General features: G+C 73.3%; 16 protein-coding genes and 1 pseudogene. 6 read left to right on the forward strand and 11 right to left on the reverse strand.

What is annotated here, in order from left to right:
* Positions 1 to 8: 8 nt before the first annotated feature.
* Positions 9 to 2120: an NAD-binding protein gene (locus ACZ4MH_RS25060; protein WP_467754693.1), complete on the reverse strand. Its 2112-nt coding sequence runs from the start codon at positions 2118 to 2120 to the stop codon at positions 9 to 11.
* A 268-nt stretch (positions 2121 to 2388) separates the two neighbouring features.
* On the opposite strand from ACZ4MH_RS25060, the gene ACZ4MH_RS25065 reads away from it, so the two are divergent.
* The 5 genes from ACZ4MH_RS25065 to ACZ4MH_RS25085 all read left to right on the forward strand — a co-directional run bounded on the left by ACZ4MH_RS25065 (position 2389) and on the right by ACZ4MH_RS25085 (position 6785).
* A complete protein-coding gene (locus ACZ4MH_RS25065; RefSeq protein ID WP_351596578.1) occupies positions 2389 to 2946 on the forward strand; it encodes an EF-hand domain-containing protein in 558 nt (185 codons plus the stop codon).
* 1 nt (position 2947) lies between these two features.
* A complete protein-coding gene (locus ACZ4MH_RS25070; RefSeq protein WP_467754694.1) occupies positions 2948 to 4558 on the forward strand; it encodes a prenyltransferase/squalene oxidase repeat-containing protein in 1611 nt (536 codons plus the stop codon).
* 26 nt (positions 4559 to 4584) lie between these two features.
* Positions 4585 to 5247, forward strand: coding sequence for an acetoacetate decarboxylase family protein (locus ACZ4MH_RS25075; RefSeq protein ID WP_351596572.1), 663 nt, complete (start codon positions 4585 to 4587; stop codon positions 5245 to 5247).
* A gap of 204 nt (positions 5248 to 5451) precedes the next feature.
* Complete coding sequence (locus ACZ4MH_RS25080; protein ID WP_351596569.1) at positions 5452 to 6120, forward strand: potassium channel family protein; 669 nt, start codon at positions 5452 to 5454, stop codon at positions 6118 to 6120.
* Positions 6117 to 6785 carry a potassium channel family protein gene (locus tag ACZ4MH_RS25085; RefSeq protein WP_351596567.1) on the forward strand — a complete coding sequence of 223 codons (669 nt, stop codon included), beginning with the start codon at positions 6117 to 6119 and terminating at the stop codon, positions 6783 to 6785. Before ACZ4MH_RS25080 ends, ACZ4MH_RS25085 begins: the two co-directional genes overlap by 4 nt.
* Before the next feature lie 77 nt (positions 6786 to 6862).
* Here ACZ4MH_RS25085 and ACZ4MH_RS25090 read toward each other — a convergent pair whose 3' ends face one another.
* From ACZ4MH_RS25090 to ACZ4MH_RS25120, 7 genes are all read right to left on the reverse strand, one after another.
* Positions 6863 to 7597 carry a DUF3159 domain-containing protein gene (locus ACZ4MH_RS25090; RefSeq protein WP_351596564.1) on the reverse strand — a complete coding sequence of 245 codons (735 nt, stop codon included), beginning with the start codon at positions 7595 to 7597 and terminating at the stop codon, positions 6863 to 6865.
* Between the two features lie 3 nt (positions 7598 to 7600).
* Positions 7601 to 7999 (reverse strand): OB-fold nucleic acid binding domain-containing protein, encoded by a 399-nt coding sequence (locus ACZ4MH_RS25095; protein ID WP_110944724.1) that lies wholly within the window; start codon positions 7997 to 7999, stop codon positions 7601 to 7603.
* Positions 8000 to 8088: 89 nt separating this feature from the next.
* Positions 8089 to 8772 (reverse strand): response regulator, encoded by a 684-nt coding sequence (locus tag ACZ4MH_RS25100; RefSeq protein ID WP_351596561.1) that lies wholly within the window; start codon positions 8770 to 8772, stop codon positions 8089 to 8091.
* Positions 8773 to 8836: 64 nt separating this feature from the next.
* Positions 8837 to 11383: an ATP-binding protein gene (locus ACZ4MH_RS25105; RefSeq protein WP_351596558.1), complete on the reverse strand. Its 2547-nt coding sequence runs from the start codon at positions 11381 to 11383 to the stop codon at positions 8837 to 8839.
* Between the two features lie 218 nt (positions 11384 to 11601).
* Positions 11602 to 12369 carry a DUF3710 domain-containing protein gene (locus ACZ4MH_RS25110; RefSeq protein ID WP_351596555.1) on the reverse strand — a complete coding sequence of 256 codons (768 nt, stop codon included), beginning with the start codon at positions 12367 to 12369 and terminating at the stop codon, positions 11602 to 11604.
* A 1-nt stretch (position 12370) separates the two neighbouring features.
* The gene (gene dut / locus ACZ4MH_RS25115) at positions 12371 to 12901 is read right to left on the reverse strand and encodes a dUTP diphosphatase (RefSeq protein WP_351596553.1); all 531 of its coding nucleotides are present in this window, start codon (positions 12899 to 12901) and stop codon (positions 12371 to 12373) included.
* A complete protein-coding gene (locus ACZ4MH_RS25120; RefSeq protein WP_351596550.1) occupies positions 12898 to 13500 on the reverse strand; it encodes a PaaI family thioesterase in 603 nt (200 codons plus the stop codon). The genes dut and ACZ4MH_RS25120 overlap by 4 nt, the downstream gene beginning before the upstream one ends.
* 58 nt (positions 13501 to 13558) lie before the next feature.
* On the opposite strand from ACZ4MH_RS25120, the gene ACZ4MH_RS25125 reads away from it, so the two are divergent.
* Positions 13559 to 14002 carry a DUF3093 domain-containing protein gene (locus ACZ4MH_RS25125; RefSeq protein WP_351596547.1) on the forward strand — a complete coding sequence of 148 codons (444 nt, stop codon included), beginning with the start codon at positions 13559 to 13561 and terminating at the stop codon, positions 14000 to 14002.
* Positions 14003 to 14090: 88 nt separating this feature from the next.
* Here the strand turns inward: ACZ4MH_RS25125 and ACZ4MH_RS25130 are convergent.
* From ACZ4MH_RS25130 to ACZ4MH_RS25140, 3 genes and pseudogenes are all read right to left on the reverse strand, one after another.
* A pseudogene (locus ACZ4MH_RS25130) lies at positions 14091 to 14888 on the reverse strand (hypothetical protein); the annotation flags it as partial.
* A 114-nt stretch (positions 14889 to 15002) separates the two neighbouring features.
* Entirely contained in the window at positions 15003 to 15305 is a 303-nt protein-coding gene (locus ACZ4MH_RS25135; RefSeq protein WP_003982531.1) for a DUF4193 domain-containing protein, read from the reverse strand.
* Positions 15306 to 15745: 440 nt separating this feature from the next.
* Positions 15746 to 16993 (reverse strand): sensor histidine kinase, encoded by a 1248-nt coding sequence (locus ACZ4MH_RS25140; protein WP_351596543.1) that lies wholly within the window; start codon positions 16991 to 16993, stop codon positions 15746 to 15748.

Raw genomic sequence — 16993 nt, forward strand, 5'->3', positions numbered from 1 at the left:
GGACGCTATCAATCCTGCCGGATCCCGGCAGATCCGCTCCGCGGGTTCCCGGCGGGGCGCGGGCGGCGGCCGAGCAGCTCGCCCAGCCCCTCGCGGGTGGCTGCGATGACCACGCGGTCCTGGGGCCGCAGGACGTACCCGGGCGGCAGGTCGCGGACCAGCCGGGCCGGCTCCCAGCGCTGCCCGCCGTGGGCCGGCATGGTCTCCGGGTCCTCGGCGGGGTCCTGGGACGCGCCGATGTTGACGGCCACCACCCGCAGCCGCCCGGCCCGGAACACCTCGTCGGCCCGGCGGCCCACCAGCTCGGTCTGGCCGCGCACGTCGACATGGGCGACGAGCAGCAGCCGGCGCTCGACGGGGACGGCGCCGAGGATCTGGCGGCCCATCATGGCGCCGGCGAAGGCGGGCGCTGCCATGAAGGAGACGCTGCGGCTGCGGGTGACGGCGGTGGGGTGGGCGGCGCGCAGGGTGCGGTAGACGGCGGTGGCGAACCGGTCGTCGAAGAGCCGCAGCGTCACCCGCAGCTGCGGTTTGACCGACCTGGCGTACAGCGACGCCTCCAGGTTCGTGCCGTCTTCGCTGGTCAGCGCGAGGAGGGTACGGGCGCGGGCGATCCCGGCGGCCTCCAGCACGCCGTCCTCGGTGGCGTCGCCCAGCACGGTCGGCACCCGCAGCCGGCGGGCCAGCGGGATGCCGCGCGCGTCGGGGTCCTCCTCGACGCAGACGACCGGGACGCCCAGCTCGCGCAGCCGGGCCAGGACGCGGGTGCCGACCTTGCCGAGGCCGAGGAGGACGACGTGGCCGGAGATGCCGCGCGGCGGGCGGCGCAGCGAGGCGGCGCTGCGGAAGGTGCCGAGCGCTTCGAAGGCGGCGGCGACCAGGACGGGCAGCAGGAGGAGGCCGGTGAGGCCGGACAGCAGCTGCAGCACCTTGCGGGCCGGGCCCTCGTGGATCGCGGGTTCGTTGATCGCGAAGAGGTCCAGGAGGGAGAGGTACGCCGCGTGCAGCGGGTCCTCGCCGGTGGCCAGCGTCGAGACGACGGCCAGGGTCAGTACGGTGCCGACGAGGCCGGCTATCGACCAGCGCAGCCGCCGTGAGAAGAGCGAGCCGAGCGGCGCGCCGCGCCCCACGAGGCGGCGGGCCGGCGGCCGGCGCCCGCGGTAGGAGACGGTCTCCAGCTCGACGGTGGCGCGGCCCGCCGCGGCCGCCGCGGTGGCGTCGTCGGGCAGCAGTGTCGGCCCGTCGTCGTCGGCCGCGTGCCGGTGGCCGGTGCGGCCGCCGTGCCGGGAACGGCCCGGGGGCGGGACCGGCGCCGGGCCGCCTTCGTGCGCCGTCTCGTCCGAGGCCGAGGGGGAGAGCAGGGCGAGGGTGGCGAGGCCGCGGCCGGCGGCGCGCGGCGATGCGGGCGCGCCCGGGGTGTGCTCAACGGCCCGCAGCAGCAGCCCGTCGACCTCGATGACCTTGCTGGTGCCGGCCACGGCCGTGGCGGTGAGCGCGGGCGCGACCGTGTCGGCGTCGGAGAGGACGGTGGTGGAGGCGTCGATGTCGGAGGTGTCGGACCAGACGACGGCGGCGGCCTGGTCCAGCAGTTCCTCCAGGTGCTGGCCGAGCCGGCGGTTGTAGAGGCGGATGACCAGCCGGAGCCGGGGGTTCATGCGGCGGGCGCGCAGCGCGGCGTGGATGTTGGTCTCGTCGTCGTCGTAGACCAGGGCCAGCGCGCCGGCCTCCTCGACGCCCGCTTCGGTGAGCGTCTCGTCGTCGGGCTCGGGCGCTTCCAGTACGCGTACCGGCCCGGCCTCCTCCGCGGCGTCCGGCGCGGCCAAGCCGTCGGCGGGTCTCGCGTCGTCCGGGGCGTTCGTGCGGCCGACCGCCGCCGTCATCCGGCCGAGGAACGCGCCGGCCCGGCCCAGGCCGCCGCGGGCGGGCTGCGGGACGCGGGGCCCGCGCGGGTCGCGTACGGAGGGCACGACGAGGGTGACCCGCTCGCGGTAGACCTCCCGCAGCTCGACGGCGAGCCGGTGGGCCAGGGAGTCGTCGCCGCACACCACCATGTGCGGGGTGCTCGGGGCCGGTGGGGACTGCTGAGGCACGGGTGACAGTGAGGACACGTCGCCCAGCATGCCTCCCGAAGATCACGAAGGCACGGCACGGCCCGGCCTCCGGGCCCCGGCAGCGGTCCCGGGAACCTCCGCAGCCACTGCCGGATTTCCCGTACGCGGTTCTCGTGCGGGCTGACACGATTTCTTGCCGGTCTCGCACTGAATTCCCCCGCACTCGGACAATGCAAGCTGTCCGAATGCCCGCTTGAAAGGCCCGGCACCGGGCGCGGATGCTGCATGCGATGCCCTAGCGGCACATCGGCGGCAGTGGACGAAAGGGCGGCGAGCCATGCCCGGCACGCTCAAGGACCAGAAATTCGATGCGCTCTTCGAGATGTTCGACCGGGAAGGCCAGGGATATCTCACGCGGGAGCGGTTCTTCCGTTTCGCGGAGGGAATAGCGGGGCTGCCCCCGCGGGGCGACAACGCGAACGCGGCGGCGGTCCGTGCGGCCTTCGAGAAGTGGTGGAAGCTCCTGGTGCCCTCCGGGGGATCCAGCCAGGACACCCGGATCGACCGGCAGGAATTCGTCGCCCGTATGGGGTCCCTCGTCTCGTCGCCCGCGAATCTCGACGACGCAGTACTGGCCGTCCCCGACGCCTTGATGCGCGCGCTGGACACGGACAGGAGCGGGACGCTGAGCCTGGCGGAGTACCGGCGTATTTACACCCACGTCGGCGTGGACGCCGAGCACTGCGAGGAGGCGTTCCGCCGGCTCGACAGGGACGGCGACGGCGCCATCAGCCACCAGGAATGGCGGGACGCGCTCCAGGAATTCTTTGTGAGCGACGACGCGGACGCGCCGGGGAACCAATTGCTGGGGCCGCTGCGGCCGCCCGCCGGCTGACATGCCCGGGCGCGGCGGGGAATCCGGCACGGCGTACCGGGATCCGCTGCACGATCCCGTCCGGCAGGCGGACGACATGCTCGCCCGCGCGCTCGACCACTGCCTGCGCCACCAGCAGGAGGACGGCGGCTGGCGGACGCCGCCCGACCCGCGCGTCACGGAGACCGCCCTGGCCTGCCTGGCCCTGTCCCGGGAGGCCACCCCGGCGGCCCGGCGCGCGGTCCGCCGGGCGCGCCAGTGGCTGCGCACCGCGCGCCCCCAGACGCACCATTCGCTCGCCCGGTACGCGGAGACGCTGCTGGCCGGTCTGGCCTGCGACAGGGCCGACGGACACCACCCCGCCGCCGAGGCGTTCAGCGGCCCGGTCTTCGCGCCCCGGCTCCGGCTGCTGGCCGTGCTGCGGGCGTGCGCGCAGCGGGTGGCGCCGGAGGCGGCCGGGCGCGAGCCGGTCACGGCGGCCGGCCTGCGGGCGCTCCGCGCCGGCCTGCGCACGGCGGTGGACGGGGCGGGCCGCTCCCGGCTGAAGTCGTGGGCGCTGGTGGACCTGCTGGCCGAGCACGCGCTCGTCGAGCGGTACTTCGGTGACGCACAGGACGCGGAAGCGGCCGCGCGGCGCCTCGCGGACCTCCAGTCGCCGGACGGCTCCTTCTACGGGAACGTCCTGAGCACATCCCTCGCGCTGCTCGCCCTGAACGCGGTCGTCCCGACCGGCACCGCGCGGTACCGGGCCCGCGGCCACCTGCTCACGGCGCAGCACCCGGACGGTACCTGGCGTTTCCTGACCACCGACGTGTGGGACACCCAGCTGACGGTACGGGCGTTCCGGGGCGAGCCCGACTTCGACGTGCAGGGACTCCCCCGCGCGCTGGAGTTCCTGCGCGCGGCCCAGCGGCCCGACGGGGGCTGGCCGTGCCGGCAGGGGCTGGAGTCCGACAACGACACCACCGCGGCGGTGCTCATCGCCCTCGCCGGCCTCCCGGAGGCGGCGGACGCGGCGCGCCGCGCGCTCGGCCACCTCGCCGAGCAGCAGAGCGGGGCGGGCCTGTGGTCCACCTGGCAGGCGGCGGGCGATCCGCCGGCCCCCGACGTGGTCGCCCATGCCGTCACCGCCCTGGACCGCTACCGCGGCCGGCACCGCGTCCCCACCGGCGCGGCCCGCCGCTGGCTCGGCGCGTACGCAGGGCGCGCCTGGTCCGCCGGCGACGGCTGGGCCGCGAGCTGGTACCGCGGCGCCCCCTACGCGGTGTGCGAGATCGCGCCCGCGCTGCCGGCCGGACACCGCGCGGTCCGCGCCGAGCTGGACCGCCTGGCCGCGGCGCAGCGGGCGGACGGCGGATGGGCCCCCGGCCCGGCCGCCGACAGCCTGCCGTCGGCCACCGGGCTGGCCCTGGCGGCGCTCTGCCGGGAGACCGGCCCCGGCGGCGGGACGCGCGCGGCCCTCGCGTACCTGGCCGCGGCGCAGCGGGCGGACGGCAGCTGGCCGGGGCGGCCGGAGATGTACGGCCCCCGCCCGCTGCTGAGCCACTGCCCCACGCAGACCCTGGCCTTCACCACCCTGGGACTCACGGCGGTCCGGCGCGCGCTGCGCGGCCCACGGCGAGGAGAGTGGTGACCGGCCCCGCTGGAAGGAGTACCGCAGTGACCGACCCCACCGGACCGCCCGCCACGGACTACCCCGCGCCGCCCTGGAAGGCGCGCGGCGTGCTGTGGATGTCCGTGCTCACCGCGCGCGAGGCGCCGGAGCTGCCCGCCGACCTCACTCCCGTCGGCGGCCGCCGCACGCTCCTCGTGGTGCTCGCGCGCTTCACGGAGGGCTCGCTGCGGTACGACGAATTCGCGGTCGGCTCCCCGGCCCGCCGGGGCCGCCGCGTGGGCATGTTCTGCCATCGGATCTGGGTGGACTCGGAGGCGTCGCTGCGCGGCGGGCGGAGGCTGTGGGGCATCCCCAAGGAGCTCGCGCGCTTCTCGTGGGACGCGGAGAGCGTCCGCATCCGCGACGACGACGGGCCGGTCGCGGCCCTGCGCCTGGGCCCGCACGGCAGGGCGCGCGTCCCGGTCCTCCGCGCCCCCAGCAGCGGGTTCGGCCGGATCGGCGGCGAGCGGACGTTCCTGTGCGGGCAGGTCTCGGGGCGCCTCGGCCGGGGCCGGCTCGGCGTCCTGGACTGGCACCCGCCCCTGCCGGACCTCGCGTCCCCGGCACCCCGCTGTACGTTCTCCGTCTCCTCCGCGCGCTTCGTCTTCCCGGCGGGGACCCGCCTGGGACCGGCCGGCTCCCCCGCCCCCGGCCGAACCGGCGCCTGAAGGGCAGCACTCCCTCCCTCCGGCGAGCCGGTTACGGTGGTGTCGCACATCAGCGGGGGCAACTCCCCCGTTGCCGCATAAGCTCGTGACCGGGCGGTACCGGGGCCAGGGCGCCCCGGGCGGGCCGGTACGCCGGAAAGAAAGTTGTGAGCAGGGTGTTGAGGCAGGCCAGCGGGCCTACGAGGAGTGCGGGGTAAGCGGACGATGCACATCGTCATCATGGGCTGCGGGCGGGTCGGATCCGCGCTCGCACAGACCCTGGAGAGCCAGGGCCACACGATCGCCGTGGTCGACCAGGACCCCACCGCCTTCCGGCGGCTGGGCTCCGGCTTCGGGGGCCGCCGGGTGACCGGCGTCGGCTTCGACCAGGACACCCTGCGCGAGGCCGGGATCGAGGAGGCCGGCGCGTTCGCGGCGGTCAGCAGCGGCGACAACTCCAACATCATCGCCGCCCGGGTGGCCCGCGAGATGTTCGGCGTCGAGAACGTCGCGGCCCGCATCTACGACCCGCGCCGCGCCGAGGTCTACCAGCGCCTGGGCATCCCGACCGTGGCCACCGTCCGCTGGACGGCGGACCAGATGCTGCGCCGGCTGCTCCCCTCGGGCGCCGAGCCGCTGTGGCGGGATCCCAGCGGCGGCGTGCAGCTCGCCGAGGTGCACACCGACGCGTCCTGGGTCGGCCACAAGGTCAGCCGGCTCCAGGAGGAGACCGGCGTACGGGTGGCCTTCCTCACCCGGCTGGGTGAGGCGATACTGCCGACCTCGCAGACCGTCCTGCAGGAAGGCGATCTGGTGCACGTGATGATGCGCACCGACGATGTGGAGAAGGTCGAGGCGGCGTTCGCCGAAGGGCCCGAGGAGGCAGGCGCATGAGGGTCGCGATCGCGGGCGCGGGAGCGGTGGGCCGCTCCATCGCGGGCGAGCTCCTGGAAAACGGCCATGAGGTCCTGCTCATCGACAAGGCGCCTACGGCGATCTCCGTGGAGCGGGTGCCGCAGGCGGAGTGGCTGCTGGCCGACGCCTGCGAGATCACCTCGCTGGACGAGGCCGCGCTGCAGCGGTGCAACGTCGTCATCGCGGCGACCGGCGACGACAAGGTCAACCTCGTCGTCTCGCTGCTGGCCAAGACGGAGTACGGCGTGCCGCGCGTGGTGGCCCGCGTCAACAACCCCAAGAACGAGTGGCTCTTCAACGAGGCGTGGGGCGTCGACGTGGCGGTCTCCACGCCGCGCCTGATGTCCGCGCTGGTGGAGGAGGCGGTGAGCGTCGGCGATCTCGTACGGCTGCTGCGCTTCAGCCACGGCGACGCCAACCTCGTCGAGCTGACGCTGCCCCCGGAGGCGGCGCTGGCGGGTACCCAGGTGGGCGACGTGGAGTGGCCCGAGGACACCTCGCTGGTGACGATCATCCGCGGGACCCGGGTGCTCACGCCCAACAAGGAGGACGCGCTGGAGGCCGGTGACGAGCTGCTGTTCGTCGCGGCGCAGGCGCGGGAGGAGCAGCTGGAGGACCTGCTGTCGGTGCGGAAGCCGGAGTAGGGGTTTTACCGACGTACGCAAGGCCCGGGACCGCTGCGGTCCCGGGCCTTGTCGCGCGGCCTGCGGCCTGCTCGTCCTCAAACGCCGGACGGGCTGGATTTGCCGGCCTCGGCCTCGGCCTTTTCCTTCGCTTCCATTTCGGCGATCACGTCGATCGGGGCCGGGGCCTTCGCCAGAAAGATCCAGGTGAGGTAGACGCAGAGCAGGAACGGCGGGATGCCGAGCGCGACCTTGACCCAGCCGAGCTGGGTGGCGTCGCCCCACCAGTACAGCGGGAAGAGGATCGCGGACTTGGCGAGCAGGATGGCGCCCCAGGCGTAGGTGGACTTGGTGTACGCCTTGAAGCGGCCGGGGTTGCGGGTGCGCCAGGAGAGGTTCTCGCGCAGGATCGGGCCGAGCAGGACGCCGATGAGCGGGTACTTGAAGAGCGCGGAGAGCACGTACACGACCGCGAGGCCCAGTGTGTAGAGCATCCCCGGCAGGTAGAAGTTCTTGGCGTCGCCGGACATCATCGCGAAGACGGCGCCGAAGGCCACGCCGAAGACGCCGCTGAAGGCGTGCTTGAGGGTTTCCCTCCGGGCGAGCCGGGCCAGCGCCAGCAGGACGGTCAGGCCCAGGGCGACGATCGCGGCGATGTGGATGTCCCGCTTGATCGTGTAGATCAGCACGAAGACCAGTCCGGGGACCGTCGTGTCCACCATGCCCCAGAAGCCGCCGAACGCCTCCAGAATGGCCTTCTCGGCGGCCGCCTTTCCGTGCCCGGCGGCGGGCGCTTCCTCGTTGCTCGTGGTCGTCTTCTCGAACGACGTCACCGGCTACTCCTGTCCGAGCGGTCGGAGTTCGTACTTCGGATTGAACAGCACCCGGCGTCCGTGGCTCATCGAGATCCGGCCGGAGGCGATGAGCTTACGGCCCGGCTCGATACCGGTGATGGCGCGCCGGCCGAGCCAGACCACGTCCAGCGCCGCCGAGCCGTCGAACAGCTCGGCCTCCAGCGCCGGCACCCCGGCCCGGGGACGCAGCGTGACGTGCCGCAGCGTACCCGTGACCTTCACGATCTGACGGTCGTCGCAGTCGCAGATCCGCGTACAGCCCGCGTTCTGCGCGTCCTGCTGCAGCTCGGCCGACTGCAGCTCCTCCTCGGAGGAGGACAGCCTGTCGAGCATCCGGCGGAAGCGTCCGGCCGGCTTCTCGGAACGGGTCCCAGCACTCATAGAGCCAGCGTACCGGCCGCCTCGCGCCGGGATCACGGGTCCGAGGGCCCGAACACGGCCCGCTGCGGCCGGCCGACGCTGCGTGCGGATCACTGTTCGAAGCGGTAGCCCATGCCCGGCTCGGTGACGAAGTGCCGGGGGTGGGACGGATCGGCCTCCAGTTTGCGGCGCAGCTGGGCCATGTAGACCCGCAGATAGTTGGATTCCGTGCCGTACGACGGGCCCCAGACCTCCTGGAGCAGCTGTTTCTGGCTGACCAGCCGGCCCGTGTTGCGCACGAGCACCTCCAGGAGGTGCCACTCGGTGGGGGTGAGGCGGACGTCGCGCCCGCCGCGGTTGACCTTCTTGGCGGCCAGGTCGACGGTGAAGCCGTCGGTCTCGACCAGGACGGCTGCGTCGGCGGGCCCGGTGGGCTCGGCGCGGCGCACGGCGGCGCGCAGCCGGGCCAGCAGCTCGTCCATGCCGAACGGCTTGGTGACGTAGTCGTCGGCGCCCGCGTCCAGCGCCTCGACCTTCTCGTCGGAGGTCTGCCGGGCGGAGAGCACGAGGATCGGTACGCGGGTCCAGCCGCGCAGGCCCCTGATCACGTCCACGCCGTCCATGTCGGGCAGGCCGAGGTCCAGGACGACGACGTCGGGGTGGCGGGCGGCGGCGAGCCGGAGCGCGGTGGCGCCGTCGGGCGCGGCGTCCACCTCGTACTTGCGCGCCTTGAGGTTGATCACGAGGGCGCGGACGATCTGCGGCTCGTCGTCGACCACGAGCACCCGGTTCATCGGGCCTGCCTTTCCCGCGGACGGCACGGGGCCGCCGCAGTCGGTGTACGGGGAGCGGGCGCGCTCATGTCGTCGCCCGGGCGGGGAGGGCGGGGCTGACCGGCGGGTGGCCGGCCGCGGCGCGCAGGGTCAGGACCATGGTCAGACCGCCTCCTGGGGTGTCCTCGGCGGCGAGGGTGCCGCCCATGGCTTCGGCGAAGCCGCGGGAGACCGCGAGGCCGAGGCCGACGCCGGCGCCGCGCGGGGCGTCGCCGTAGCGCTGGAACGGCTCGAAGATGCGGTCCTTGGCGGCGTCGGGGACGCCGGGGCCGCGGTCCACGACGCGTACCTCCACGCGCTCGCCGAGCGCGCTGGCGGCGACCGTGACGGGCGCACCGTCCGGGCTGTACTTCACGGCGTTCTCGACGAGGTTGGCGACGCACCGCTCCAGCAGGCCGGGGTCGACGGCCACGATGGGCAGCTCTTCGGGTATGTCCAGGCAGACGCTGCCCTCGGGGACGCCGCCGAGCGCCATCGGCACGACCTCGTCCAGGTCGGTGTCGCGGATCAGCGGGGTGACCGTGCCGGTCTGCAGCCGGGACATGTCCAGGAGGTTGCCGACCAGGTGGTCCAGCCGGTCGGCGCCGTCCTCGATGCCGGCCAGCAGCTCGGCCTCGTCCTCCTCGGACCAGGCCACGTCGTCGGAGCGGAGCGAGGTGACGGCGGCCTTGATGCCGGCGAGGGGGGTGCGCAGGTCGTGGCTGACGGCGGCGAGCAGGGCGGTACGGATGCGGTTGCCCTCGGCCAGCTCGCGGGCCCGCTCGGCCTCGCCGACCAGCCGCTGGCGGTCCAGTACGACGGCGGCCTGGGCGGCGAAGGCGGCGAGCACGCGGCGGTCCTCGGCGGGCAGCTTGCGGCCGGTGAGCGCGAGGGCCATGTGGTCGCTGACGGGCATGTCCACGTCCGCGTCCTCGGGGCGGCGCGGGGCCGTGGCCTCGCCGACGCTGCCCGCGCAGGTCCACGGCTCGACGTCGCTCTCGCGTTCGAGGAGGGCGACGGCATCCATGGCGAAGGTCTCGCGCACGCGTTCGAGCAGCGCGTTGAGTGTGGTCTCCCCGCGCAGCACGCTGCCGGCCAGGAACGACAGGATCTCCGCCTCGGCGCGCAGCCGGGCGGCCTGGTGCGTACGGCGGGCCGCCAGGTCCACCACGGAGGCGACGGCCACCCCGACCGCGAAGAAGATCGCGATGGCGACGATGTTCTGGGGGTCGGCGATGGTGATGCTGTGGGTGGGCGGCGTGAAGTAGAAGTTCAGCAGGACCGAGCCGACGGCCGCCGAGGCGAGCGCCGCCAGCAGCCCGCCGAGCAGCGCGGCCGCCACGGTCAGGAACAGGAAGAGCAGCACGTCGTTGGCGAGCCCCGGGCCGCTCTCCATGTTGTACAGCAGCAGCGTGAGCAGTACGGGGCCGAGCACGCCGGTGAGCCAGCCGGCCAGCACGCGGGAGCGGCTGAGCCGGGCGCCGCGCGCGACCGGCAGGCCGCGCCCCTTGGCGACCTCGTCGTGGGTGACGATGTGGACGTCCAGGTCGGGCCCCGAGTCGCGGGCGACGGTCGCGCCGACTCCCGGGCCGAAGACGTACTGCCAAGCCTTCCGGCGACTCGACCCCAGCACGATCTGGGTGGCGTTGACGCCGCGCGCGAACTCCAGCAGGGCGCTGGGCACGTCGTCGCCGATGACGTGGTGGAAGCTGCCGCCCAGGTCCTCGACCAGGGTCCGCTGGACGGCCAGCTCCTTGGGCGAGGCGCCGGTGAGCCCGTCGCTGCGCGCGATGTAGACGGCCAGTACCTCGCTGCCGGAGCCCTTGGCGGCCATCCGCGCTGCACGACGCAGCAGCGTCTTGCCCTCGGGGCCGCCGGTGAGGCCGACGACGATGCGCTCGCGGGCCTGCCAGGTGGAGCGGATGGAGTGCTCGGCGCGGTACTGCTGGAGGTACTCGTCCACCCGGTCGGCCACCCACAGCAGCGCCAGCTCGCGGAGGGCGGTGAGGTTGCCGGGGCGGAAGTAGTTCGACAGCGCGGCGTCGACCTTGTCGGAGGCGTAGACGTTGCCGTGCGCCATGCGGCGGCGCAGCGCCTGTGGCGACATGTCGACCAGCTCGATCTGGTCGGCGCGGCGGACCACCTCGTCGGGGACGGTCTCGCGCTGCCGTACGCCCGTTATCGACTCCACCACGTCACCGAGTGACTCCAGGTGCTGGATGTTGACGGTGGACACCACGTCGATGCCCGCTTCGAGCAGCTCTTCGACGTCCTGCCAGCGCTTGGCGTTCCGGGAGCCGGGGACGTTGGTGTGCGCCAGCTCGTCGACCAGCGCGACGGCGGGCCGGCGGGCCAGTACCGCGTCCACGTCCATCTCGGTGAACGCCGTGCCCCGATGGCTCAGCTCCCGGCGCCCCAGCTCCTCCAGGCCGTGCAGCAGTACTTCCGTACGCGGCCGGTCGTGGTGCTCCACGAACGCGACGACGACGTCCGTGCCGCGCTCCAGGCGCCGGTGCGCCTCGGAGAGCATCGAGTACGTCTTGCCGACACCCGGCGCCGCGCCGAGATAGATGCGAAGCTTGCCGCGTCCCATGGCCTCATTGTCTTACCTGCGAGCCGCTCCCCGTGGGGCCGTTCCGCTGCCGACATTAACCGAGCGGGAGCGGGTTGAACGCCGCGCAGGGGGCCTCGGGGGCCGGTCTTGACGGGACCCTGACGGGAACGCCGACGGGCCGCGCCCTGGGAACGCCGACGGGCCGCGCCCGGGAGGGCACGGCCCGTACGCATGCCGCCACCGGGGCGGCCGTCGGCTCAGCGGATCTCGGTGATCTCCGGGCCGCGCTCCAGGCGCTCCACGCCGCCGCCGAAGCGGGACTGCGAGGCGTCGTCCTGCTGGACGCCCTCGGGCACCATCTGCGCGTCGTCGGGGAGCTTGAGGACGATCGGGTCGCGGGGCGCCATCGGGCCCTCGCCGCGGACCACGACCGTGTCCCGGAAGATCTGCTCCAGCAGCCCGGCGGCCTGCGGCTGCACCGCGCCCTGGCCGGAGATCACGCCGCGCAGGAACCAGCGCGGGCCGTCCACGCCGACGAACCGCACGACCTGCACGCCGTTCGTCCCGTCCGGCAGCTGCACCGGCACCTGGGCGCGCAGCTCCCAGCCCAGCGGGCCGTCGACCGTGTCGATGACGCCGCCCTGCTGGGTGATGCCGGAGGCGATCTCCTCGCGGACCTCGCCCCAGATGCCCTCGTTCTTGGGCGCGGCGAACGCCTGCAGCTGCACGGCGCTGTCCTGCAGCACGATGGTCGCGGCGACGATCGCGTCACCGGCGACCTCCACCCGCAGCTCCATGCCCTCGACGCCCGGTACGAACAGGCCGCCCAGGTCCACCCGGCCCTCGCCCGGATTGCCCACCTCGGAGTCGTCCCAGGGGCCGTCGGGGCGCGGGGCCGGCGGGAGGCTCACGCCGTAGCCCTCGTCGTCCGCGTCGGACCGGTCCGACGACGTCGCCTCCTCGGCAGGATCGACCGCCTCGACCGCGTCGTCAGGAGCCTCGTTCTTCTTGCGACGTCCGAACACGTCACTGTCCTTCCCGGTCGGCACCGACCGATGCGTATCCATTCCCGCCCGCGCCGCCCACCGCCGCGTGACCGCCGGTGGACCCGAATCCCCCTTCGGCCCGCGCCGAGCCGGGAAGCTCCGCCACCTCCTGGAAGCGCACCTTCTCGACCTGCTGGACGACCAGTTGGGCGATCCGGTCGAACCTCTCGAAACGCACGGACTCGCGCGGATCCAGATTGACCACGATCACCTTGATCTCCCCACGGTACCCGGCATCCACCGTCCCCGGGGCATTCACGAGCGCCACACCGCAGCGGGCCGCAAGGCCCGACCGCGGGTGCACGAACGCGGCGTACCCCTCGGGCAGCGCGATGGCCACCCCCGTGGGGAGCACCGTGCGCTCCCCCGGGGCCAGTTCGGCCGCCTCGGTGGTGACGAGGTCGGCCCCGGCGTCGCCCGGGTGCCCGTATGCGGGCAGCGGAACCTCCGGATCCACCCGCCGGATCTGCACGTCCACCGGAGTCCGTCCCTGCTGTGCCTGCTGTGTCATGGGTTCACCTCGAAAGCGCGGGCGCGGCGCAGCTGGTCCGGGTCGGCCATCGCGGCCTGGATCTCCTCGGGCCGGCCGTTGTCGATGAAGTGCTCGACCTTCACCTCGATGAAGACCGCTTCGGCGCGGACCGCCACCGGGCCGTCCGGGCCGCCGATCCGGCCCTCGGCGCGGGAGTAGATCTTCCGCCGGTGCACCGCGGTGACCTCGGCGTCCAGGTGCAGGACCGTGCCGACCGGCACGGGGCGCAGGAAGTCGGTCTCCAGCCGCCCGGTCACCGCGATCGCCTGCAGCAGCCAGTTGAGCGAGCCGAGCGTCTCGTCCAGGGCCGTGGCCAGCACGCCGCCGTGAGCCAGGCCCGGCGCGCCCTGGTGGGCCTCCTTGACGGTGAACTCCGCGCTGACGCGCACGCCCTCGCCGGCCCGCGCGGCCAGGTGCAGGCCGTGCGGCTGCTCCCCGCCGCATCCGAAACATCGGTCGTAGTGCGCGCCGAGCAGCTCACCGGGCGCGGGGGCGTCGGGGTGCCGCACCGGCGCGGTGGCGTCCGCCGGCGGCGTCAGCTGGGTCGTCTGTTTCGTCTGCGGTCTGGCTCCACTCACAGGTGGAGACCCTACCCGCGCGCGCGGAGCACGCGCGCGCACGTGCCAAGCTGGACCCATGCAGTCGTACGAAGAACGTCTCACCGCCCCCCGTTCGTGGTGGGTGATCGCCGCCGCCGTCGGCATCGCCTGCGCCCTGATGCTGCTGCCGCTCGGGACGCTGCCGATGCTGGGCGGGCTGGTCGGCGGCGCGGCCCTGTCCGCGGTACTGGTGAGTTCGTACGGCTCCGCGCGCATCCGGATCGTCGCCGGGTCGCTGATCGCGGGCGACGCGAAGATCCCGGCCGCGGCGCTGGGCGAGGCGCACGTGCTGGACGCGGAGGAGGCCCGGGCCTGGCGCACGTACAAGGCCGACACCCGCGCGTTCATGCTGATGCGCAGCTACATCCCCACGGCGGTGCGGGTCGAGGTGGCCGATCCGGCGGACCCGACGCCGTACGTGTACCTGTCGACGCGGCATCCGGAGGAGCTGTCGGCGGCGCTGGCGGCGATCCGCGCCTGACGCGGCGGGTCAGGCGTCCCGGTCGGGCTTGTGGCGGCCGGGGAGGCCGGGTCTGGCGCGGCCCCGTGAGCCGCTTGCGCACGGGGGCCGGGGCCGGGTCCGGGAGCGCGTCCCAGGGGACCTGGCGGCGGCGCAGATCCTGCCGGATCTTGGCTGCCAGCCTGGCGGTGTCCCGGCGGTTCATGAACGCGCCGACCGCGGCGCCGATCATGAACGGCGTCATGCTCGGCAGGTTGCGCATCATGCGCTTCATGATCTGCTGGCGCAGCTCGCGCTTCATCTGGCCGCCGAGCGCGAGATTCAGCGAGGCGGGCTTCGCGACGTCCACGCCGCGCTCCTGCGTCCAGGACTGGACGTAGGCCAGGCCGCGGGCCCGGAGAGCGCCCTGCGGACGCACGCCGTACACCTCGTGCAGCTCGGCGATGAGCTTGATCTCGACCGAGGCGACGCCGACGACCTCGGCGGCCAGCTCGGCCGGCATCGCGGGCGGCACCGGCATCATGGCCGCCGCGCCCACTCCCGCACCGACGGTGGCGGTGCCCTTCGTCGCTCCGGCGACGAGCTTGTCCGCCAGCTGCTCGGGGGTCAGCCCGGGAAACTGTCGGCGCAGCGTGGCCAGGTCGCGGACCGGGATCCGCGGGGCGATCTCGATGATCCGGTCGGCGGTCCAGGAAAGTCCCGACCGCGCTCCGGCACCGCCTTTGCGCGCGCCGTCGCCCACTCTGGCCGCGAGCGTGGCCGCGCGGCCACGCTCCCTCAGCGCTTCGGTGTGCCGCTCCGCGGGGAGGGCGGCCTGGTCGGCGGGCACGGGCGCGGTTTCCTCGCGTGTTCGTGCGCCGGCCGCCGGACCGGTCTCGCCCTGCTTGCCTCTACGGAACGGTCTCACTGAGCTTCACCTCACGCTGTCGTCCCGGCGACCGTGGCTCGGTGCGACGCCTGCCCGGGAAGCCGTCGGCTTCCCGGCCGGGTGCGGCGCGTGCGCCACGGCCTCGGCCCGCCCTCAGGCCGCGCAGTCGCGGCAGATGGGCTGGCCGTTCTTGTCCTCCGCCGCCAGCTGGCTGCGGTGGTGGACCAGGAAGCAGCTCATGCACGTGAACTCGTCCTGCTGCTTGGGCAGGACCCGCACGGCGAGCTCTTCGTTGGACAGGTCGGCGCCGGGCAGTTCCAGGCCCTCGGCCTGCTCGAACTCGTCGACGTCGACGGCCGAGGCGGACTTGTCGTTCCGCCGCGACTTCAGCTCTTCGATGCTGTCCTCGTTGAGGTCGTCATCGGTCTTGCGTGGTGTGTCGTAATCCGTAGCCATGGTCGCTCTCCCCCTCTGGGTGTCTGCGGTGTCTCAGCGCTCGTAACGCGTGAGAGGCCGGACTTGTGCCCGACCTGAGGCGGAGATTTTGCCTCACATCAAGGTCTGTTACTCAATCGACACCCAACCGCACCCCTGATGAGGTGATCGGTTTGGATGGCGATAGGACCGTACACGGTCCTAAAGTCGCACCTCGCGCTTGCCATCCCGTGTACTTCCCGTGATCGGACCCCCGGGAAACCCGGATTTTCCCGGCCTTCCGAGGGTCTTTGCGATCACGGAGAGTAGATGGCCCGGAATTCGCGCCTGTGAGCGATCACACACGTCCGGGCCAACGAACGGACCGGTCGAATTCCGCGCAAAGCGAACTCGGGGCGAAGGATGACCGGACACCCGCCACCGCGTCAAGCCGGACCCGCGGGGTGCCCTGGCCGGAACACTCACACCGGGAGCACCACGCGCATGTCCAGGCCTCCGCCCTCACGCGGCACCGCGGTGATCGTGCCGTCGTGCGCCCGGACCACGGAGCGCACGATGGACAGGCCGAGCCCCACGCCCTTGTCGCTGCCCGTGCGCTCCGTACGCAGCCGTCTGAAGGGCTCGAAGATGTTCTCCACCTCATAGGCGGGGACCACCGGGCCCGTATTGGAGACCACCAGCACGGCCCACCCGGGCTGCGCCTCTGTGGTCACCTCCACGAACCCGCCGTCCGGGACGTTGTACCGCACGGCGTTCTGTACGAGGTTCAGCGCGATGCGCTCCAGGAGAACGCCGCTGCCCTGCACGAAGACCTGCTTGCGTACGCCGCGCAGCTCCACGCCCTTGTTCTGGGCCTCGCCGCGGGCCTGTTCGATGGCCTGCGAGGCGACCTCGGAGAGGTCGACCGGCTTCCGGTCCACGATCTTGTTCTCGCTGCGGGCGAGCAGCAGCAGGCCCTCGACGAGCTGTTCGCTGCGCTCATTGGTGGCCAGCAGGGTCTTGCCCAACTGGGCCAGCTCCGGCGACGCCTCCGGGTCGGCGAGCTGCACCTCCAGGAGCGTGCGGTTGATCGCCAGCGGCGTCCGCAGCTCGTGCGAGGCGTTCGCCACGAAGCGCCGCTGCGACTCGAACGCGCGGTCCAGCCGGTCGAGCATCTCGTCGAACGTGTCGGCGAGCTCCTTCAGCTCGTCGTCCGGGCCGCCCAGCTCGATCCGCCGGTGCAGGTCGGAGCCGGCCACCCGCTGCGCGGTCCGCGTGATGCGGCCGAGCGGCGACAGGACGCGGCCCGCCATCGCGTACCCGAAGGCGAACGCGACGATGGTCAGGCCGACCAGCGCCATCAGGGAGCGGTTCAGGAGGTTGTTCAGGGCCACCGCGCGCTGCTGCGAGATGCAGGTGTTGATGGCGGAGTTCAGCTGGTCGACGTTGTTGGTGGCCGCTTGGGGGCAGCGGTCGGTGACGATCCGGAAGTCCGAACCGATGATCTTGAACGGCAGCTGGTTGCCGTCCTGCAGCGCGTTCGCGGCCAGCATGTAGATGATCGCGAGCAGCACGATGCCGGCCATCAGGAACATGCCCCCGTACAGCAGCGTGAGCCGTATCCGGATGGTCGGGCGCAGCCAGGGGAACGGGCGGACCGGCGGTTTCGGGTCCCAGGTGGGCTTGGGCGGGGCGGGCGGCGACTGGGGGGCCGCGGGCGTCGTGGCCAT

The organism is Streptomyces sp. NPDC026301 (assembly GCF_055567935.1).

Excerpts from the sequence above, each read along its gene's own strand:
- ACZ4MH_RS25095 (WP_110944724.1), bottom strand. The coding sequence starts at position 7,999 with ATGAGTGCTGGGACCCGTTCCGAGAAGCCGGCCGGACGCTTCCGCCGG.
- ACZ4MH_RS25070 (WP_467754694.1), top strand. The coding sequence starts at position 2,948 with ATGCCCGGGCGCGGCGGGGAATCCGGCACGGCGTACCGGGATCCGCTG.
- ACZ4MH_RS25065 (WP_351596578.1), top strand. The coding sequence starts at position 2,389 with ATGCCCGGCACGCTCAAGGACCAGAAATTCGATGCGCTCTTCGAGATG.
- ACZ4MH_RS25085 (WP_351596567.1), top strand. The coding sequence starts at position 6,117 with ATGAGGGTCGCGATCGCGGGCGCGGGAGCGGTGGGCCGCTCCATCGCG.
- ACZ4MH_RS25105 (WP_351596558.1), bottom strand. The coding sequence starts at position 11,383 with ATGGGACGCGGCAAGCTTCGCATCTATCTCGGCGCGGCGCCGGGTGTC.
- ACZ4MH_RS25140 (WP_351596543.1), bottom strand. The coding sequence starts at position 16,993 with ATGGCCACGACGCCCGCGGCCCCCCAGTCGCCGCCCGCCCCGCCCAAG.
- ACZ4MH_RS25125 (WP_351596547.1), top strand. The coding sequence starts at position 13,559 with ATGCAGTCGTACGAAGAACGTCTCACCGCCCCCCGTTCGTGGTGGGTG.
- ACZ4MH_RS25060 (WP_467754693.1), bottom strand. The coding sequence starts at position 2,120 with ATGCTGGGCGACGTGTCCTCACTGTCACCCGTGCCTCAGCAGTCCCCA.
- ACZ4MH_RS25135 (WP_003982531.1), bottom strand. The coding sequence starts at position 15,305 with ATGGCTACGGATTACGACACACCACGCAAGACCGATGACGACCTCAAC.
- dut (WP_351596553.1), bottom strand. The coding sequence starts at position 12,901 with ATGACACAGCAGGCACAGCAGGGACGGACTCCGGTGGACGTGCAGATC.
- ACZ4MH_RS25080 (WP_351596569.1), top strand. The coding sequence starts at position 5,452 with ATGCACATCGTCATCATGGGCTGCGGGCGGGTCGGATCCGCGCTCGCA.
- ACZ4MH_RS25100 (WP_351596561.1), bottom strand. The coding sequence starts at position 8,772 with ATGAACCGGGTGCTCGTGGTCGACGACGAGCCGCAGATCGTCCGCGCC.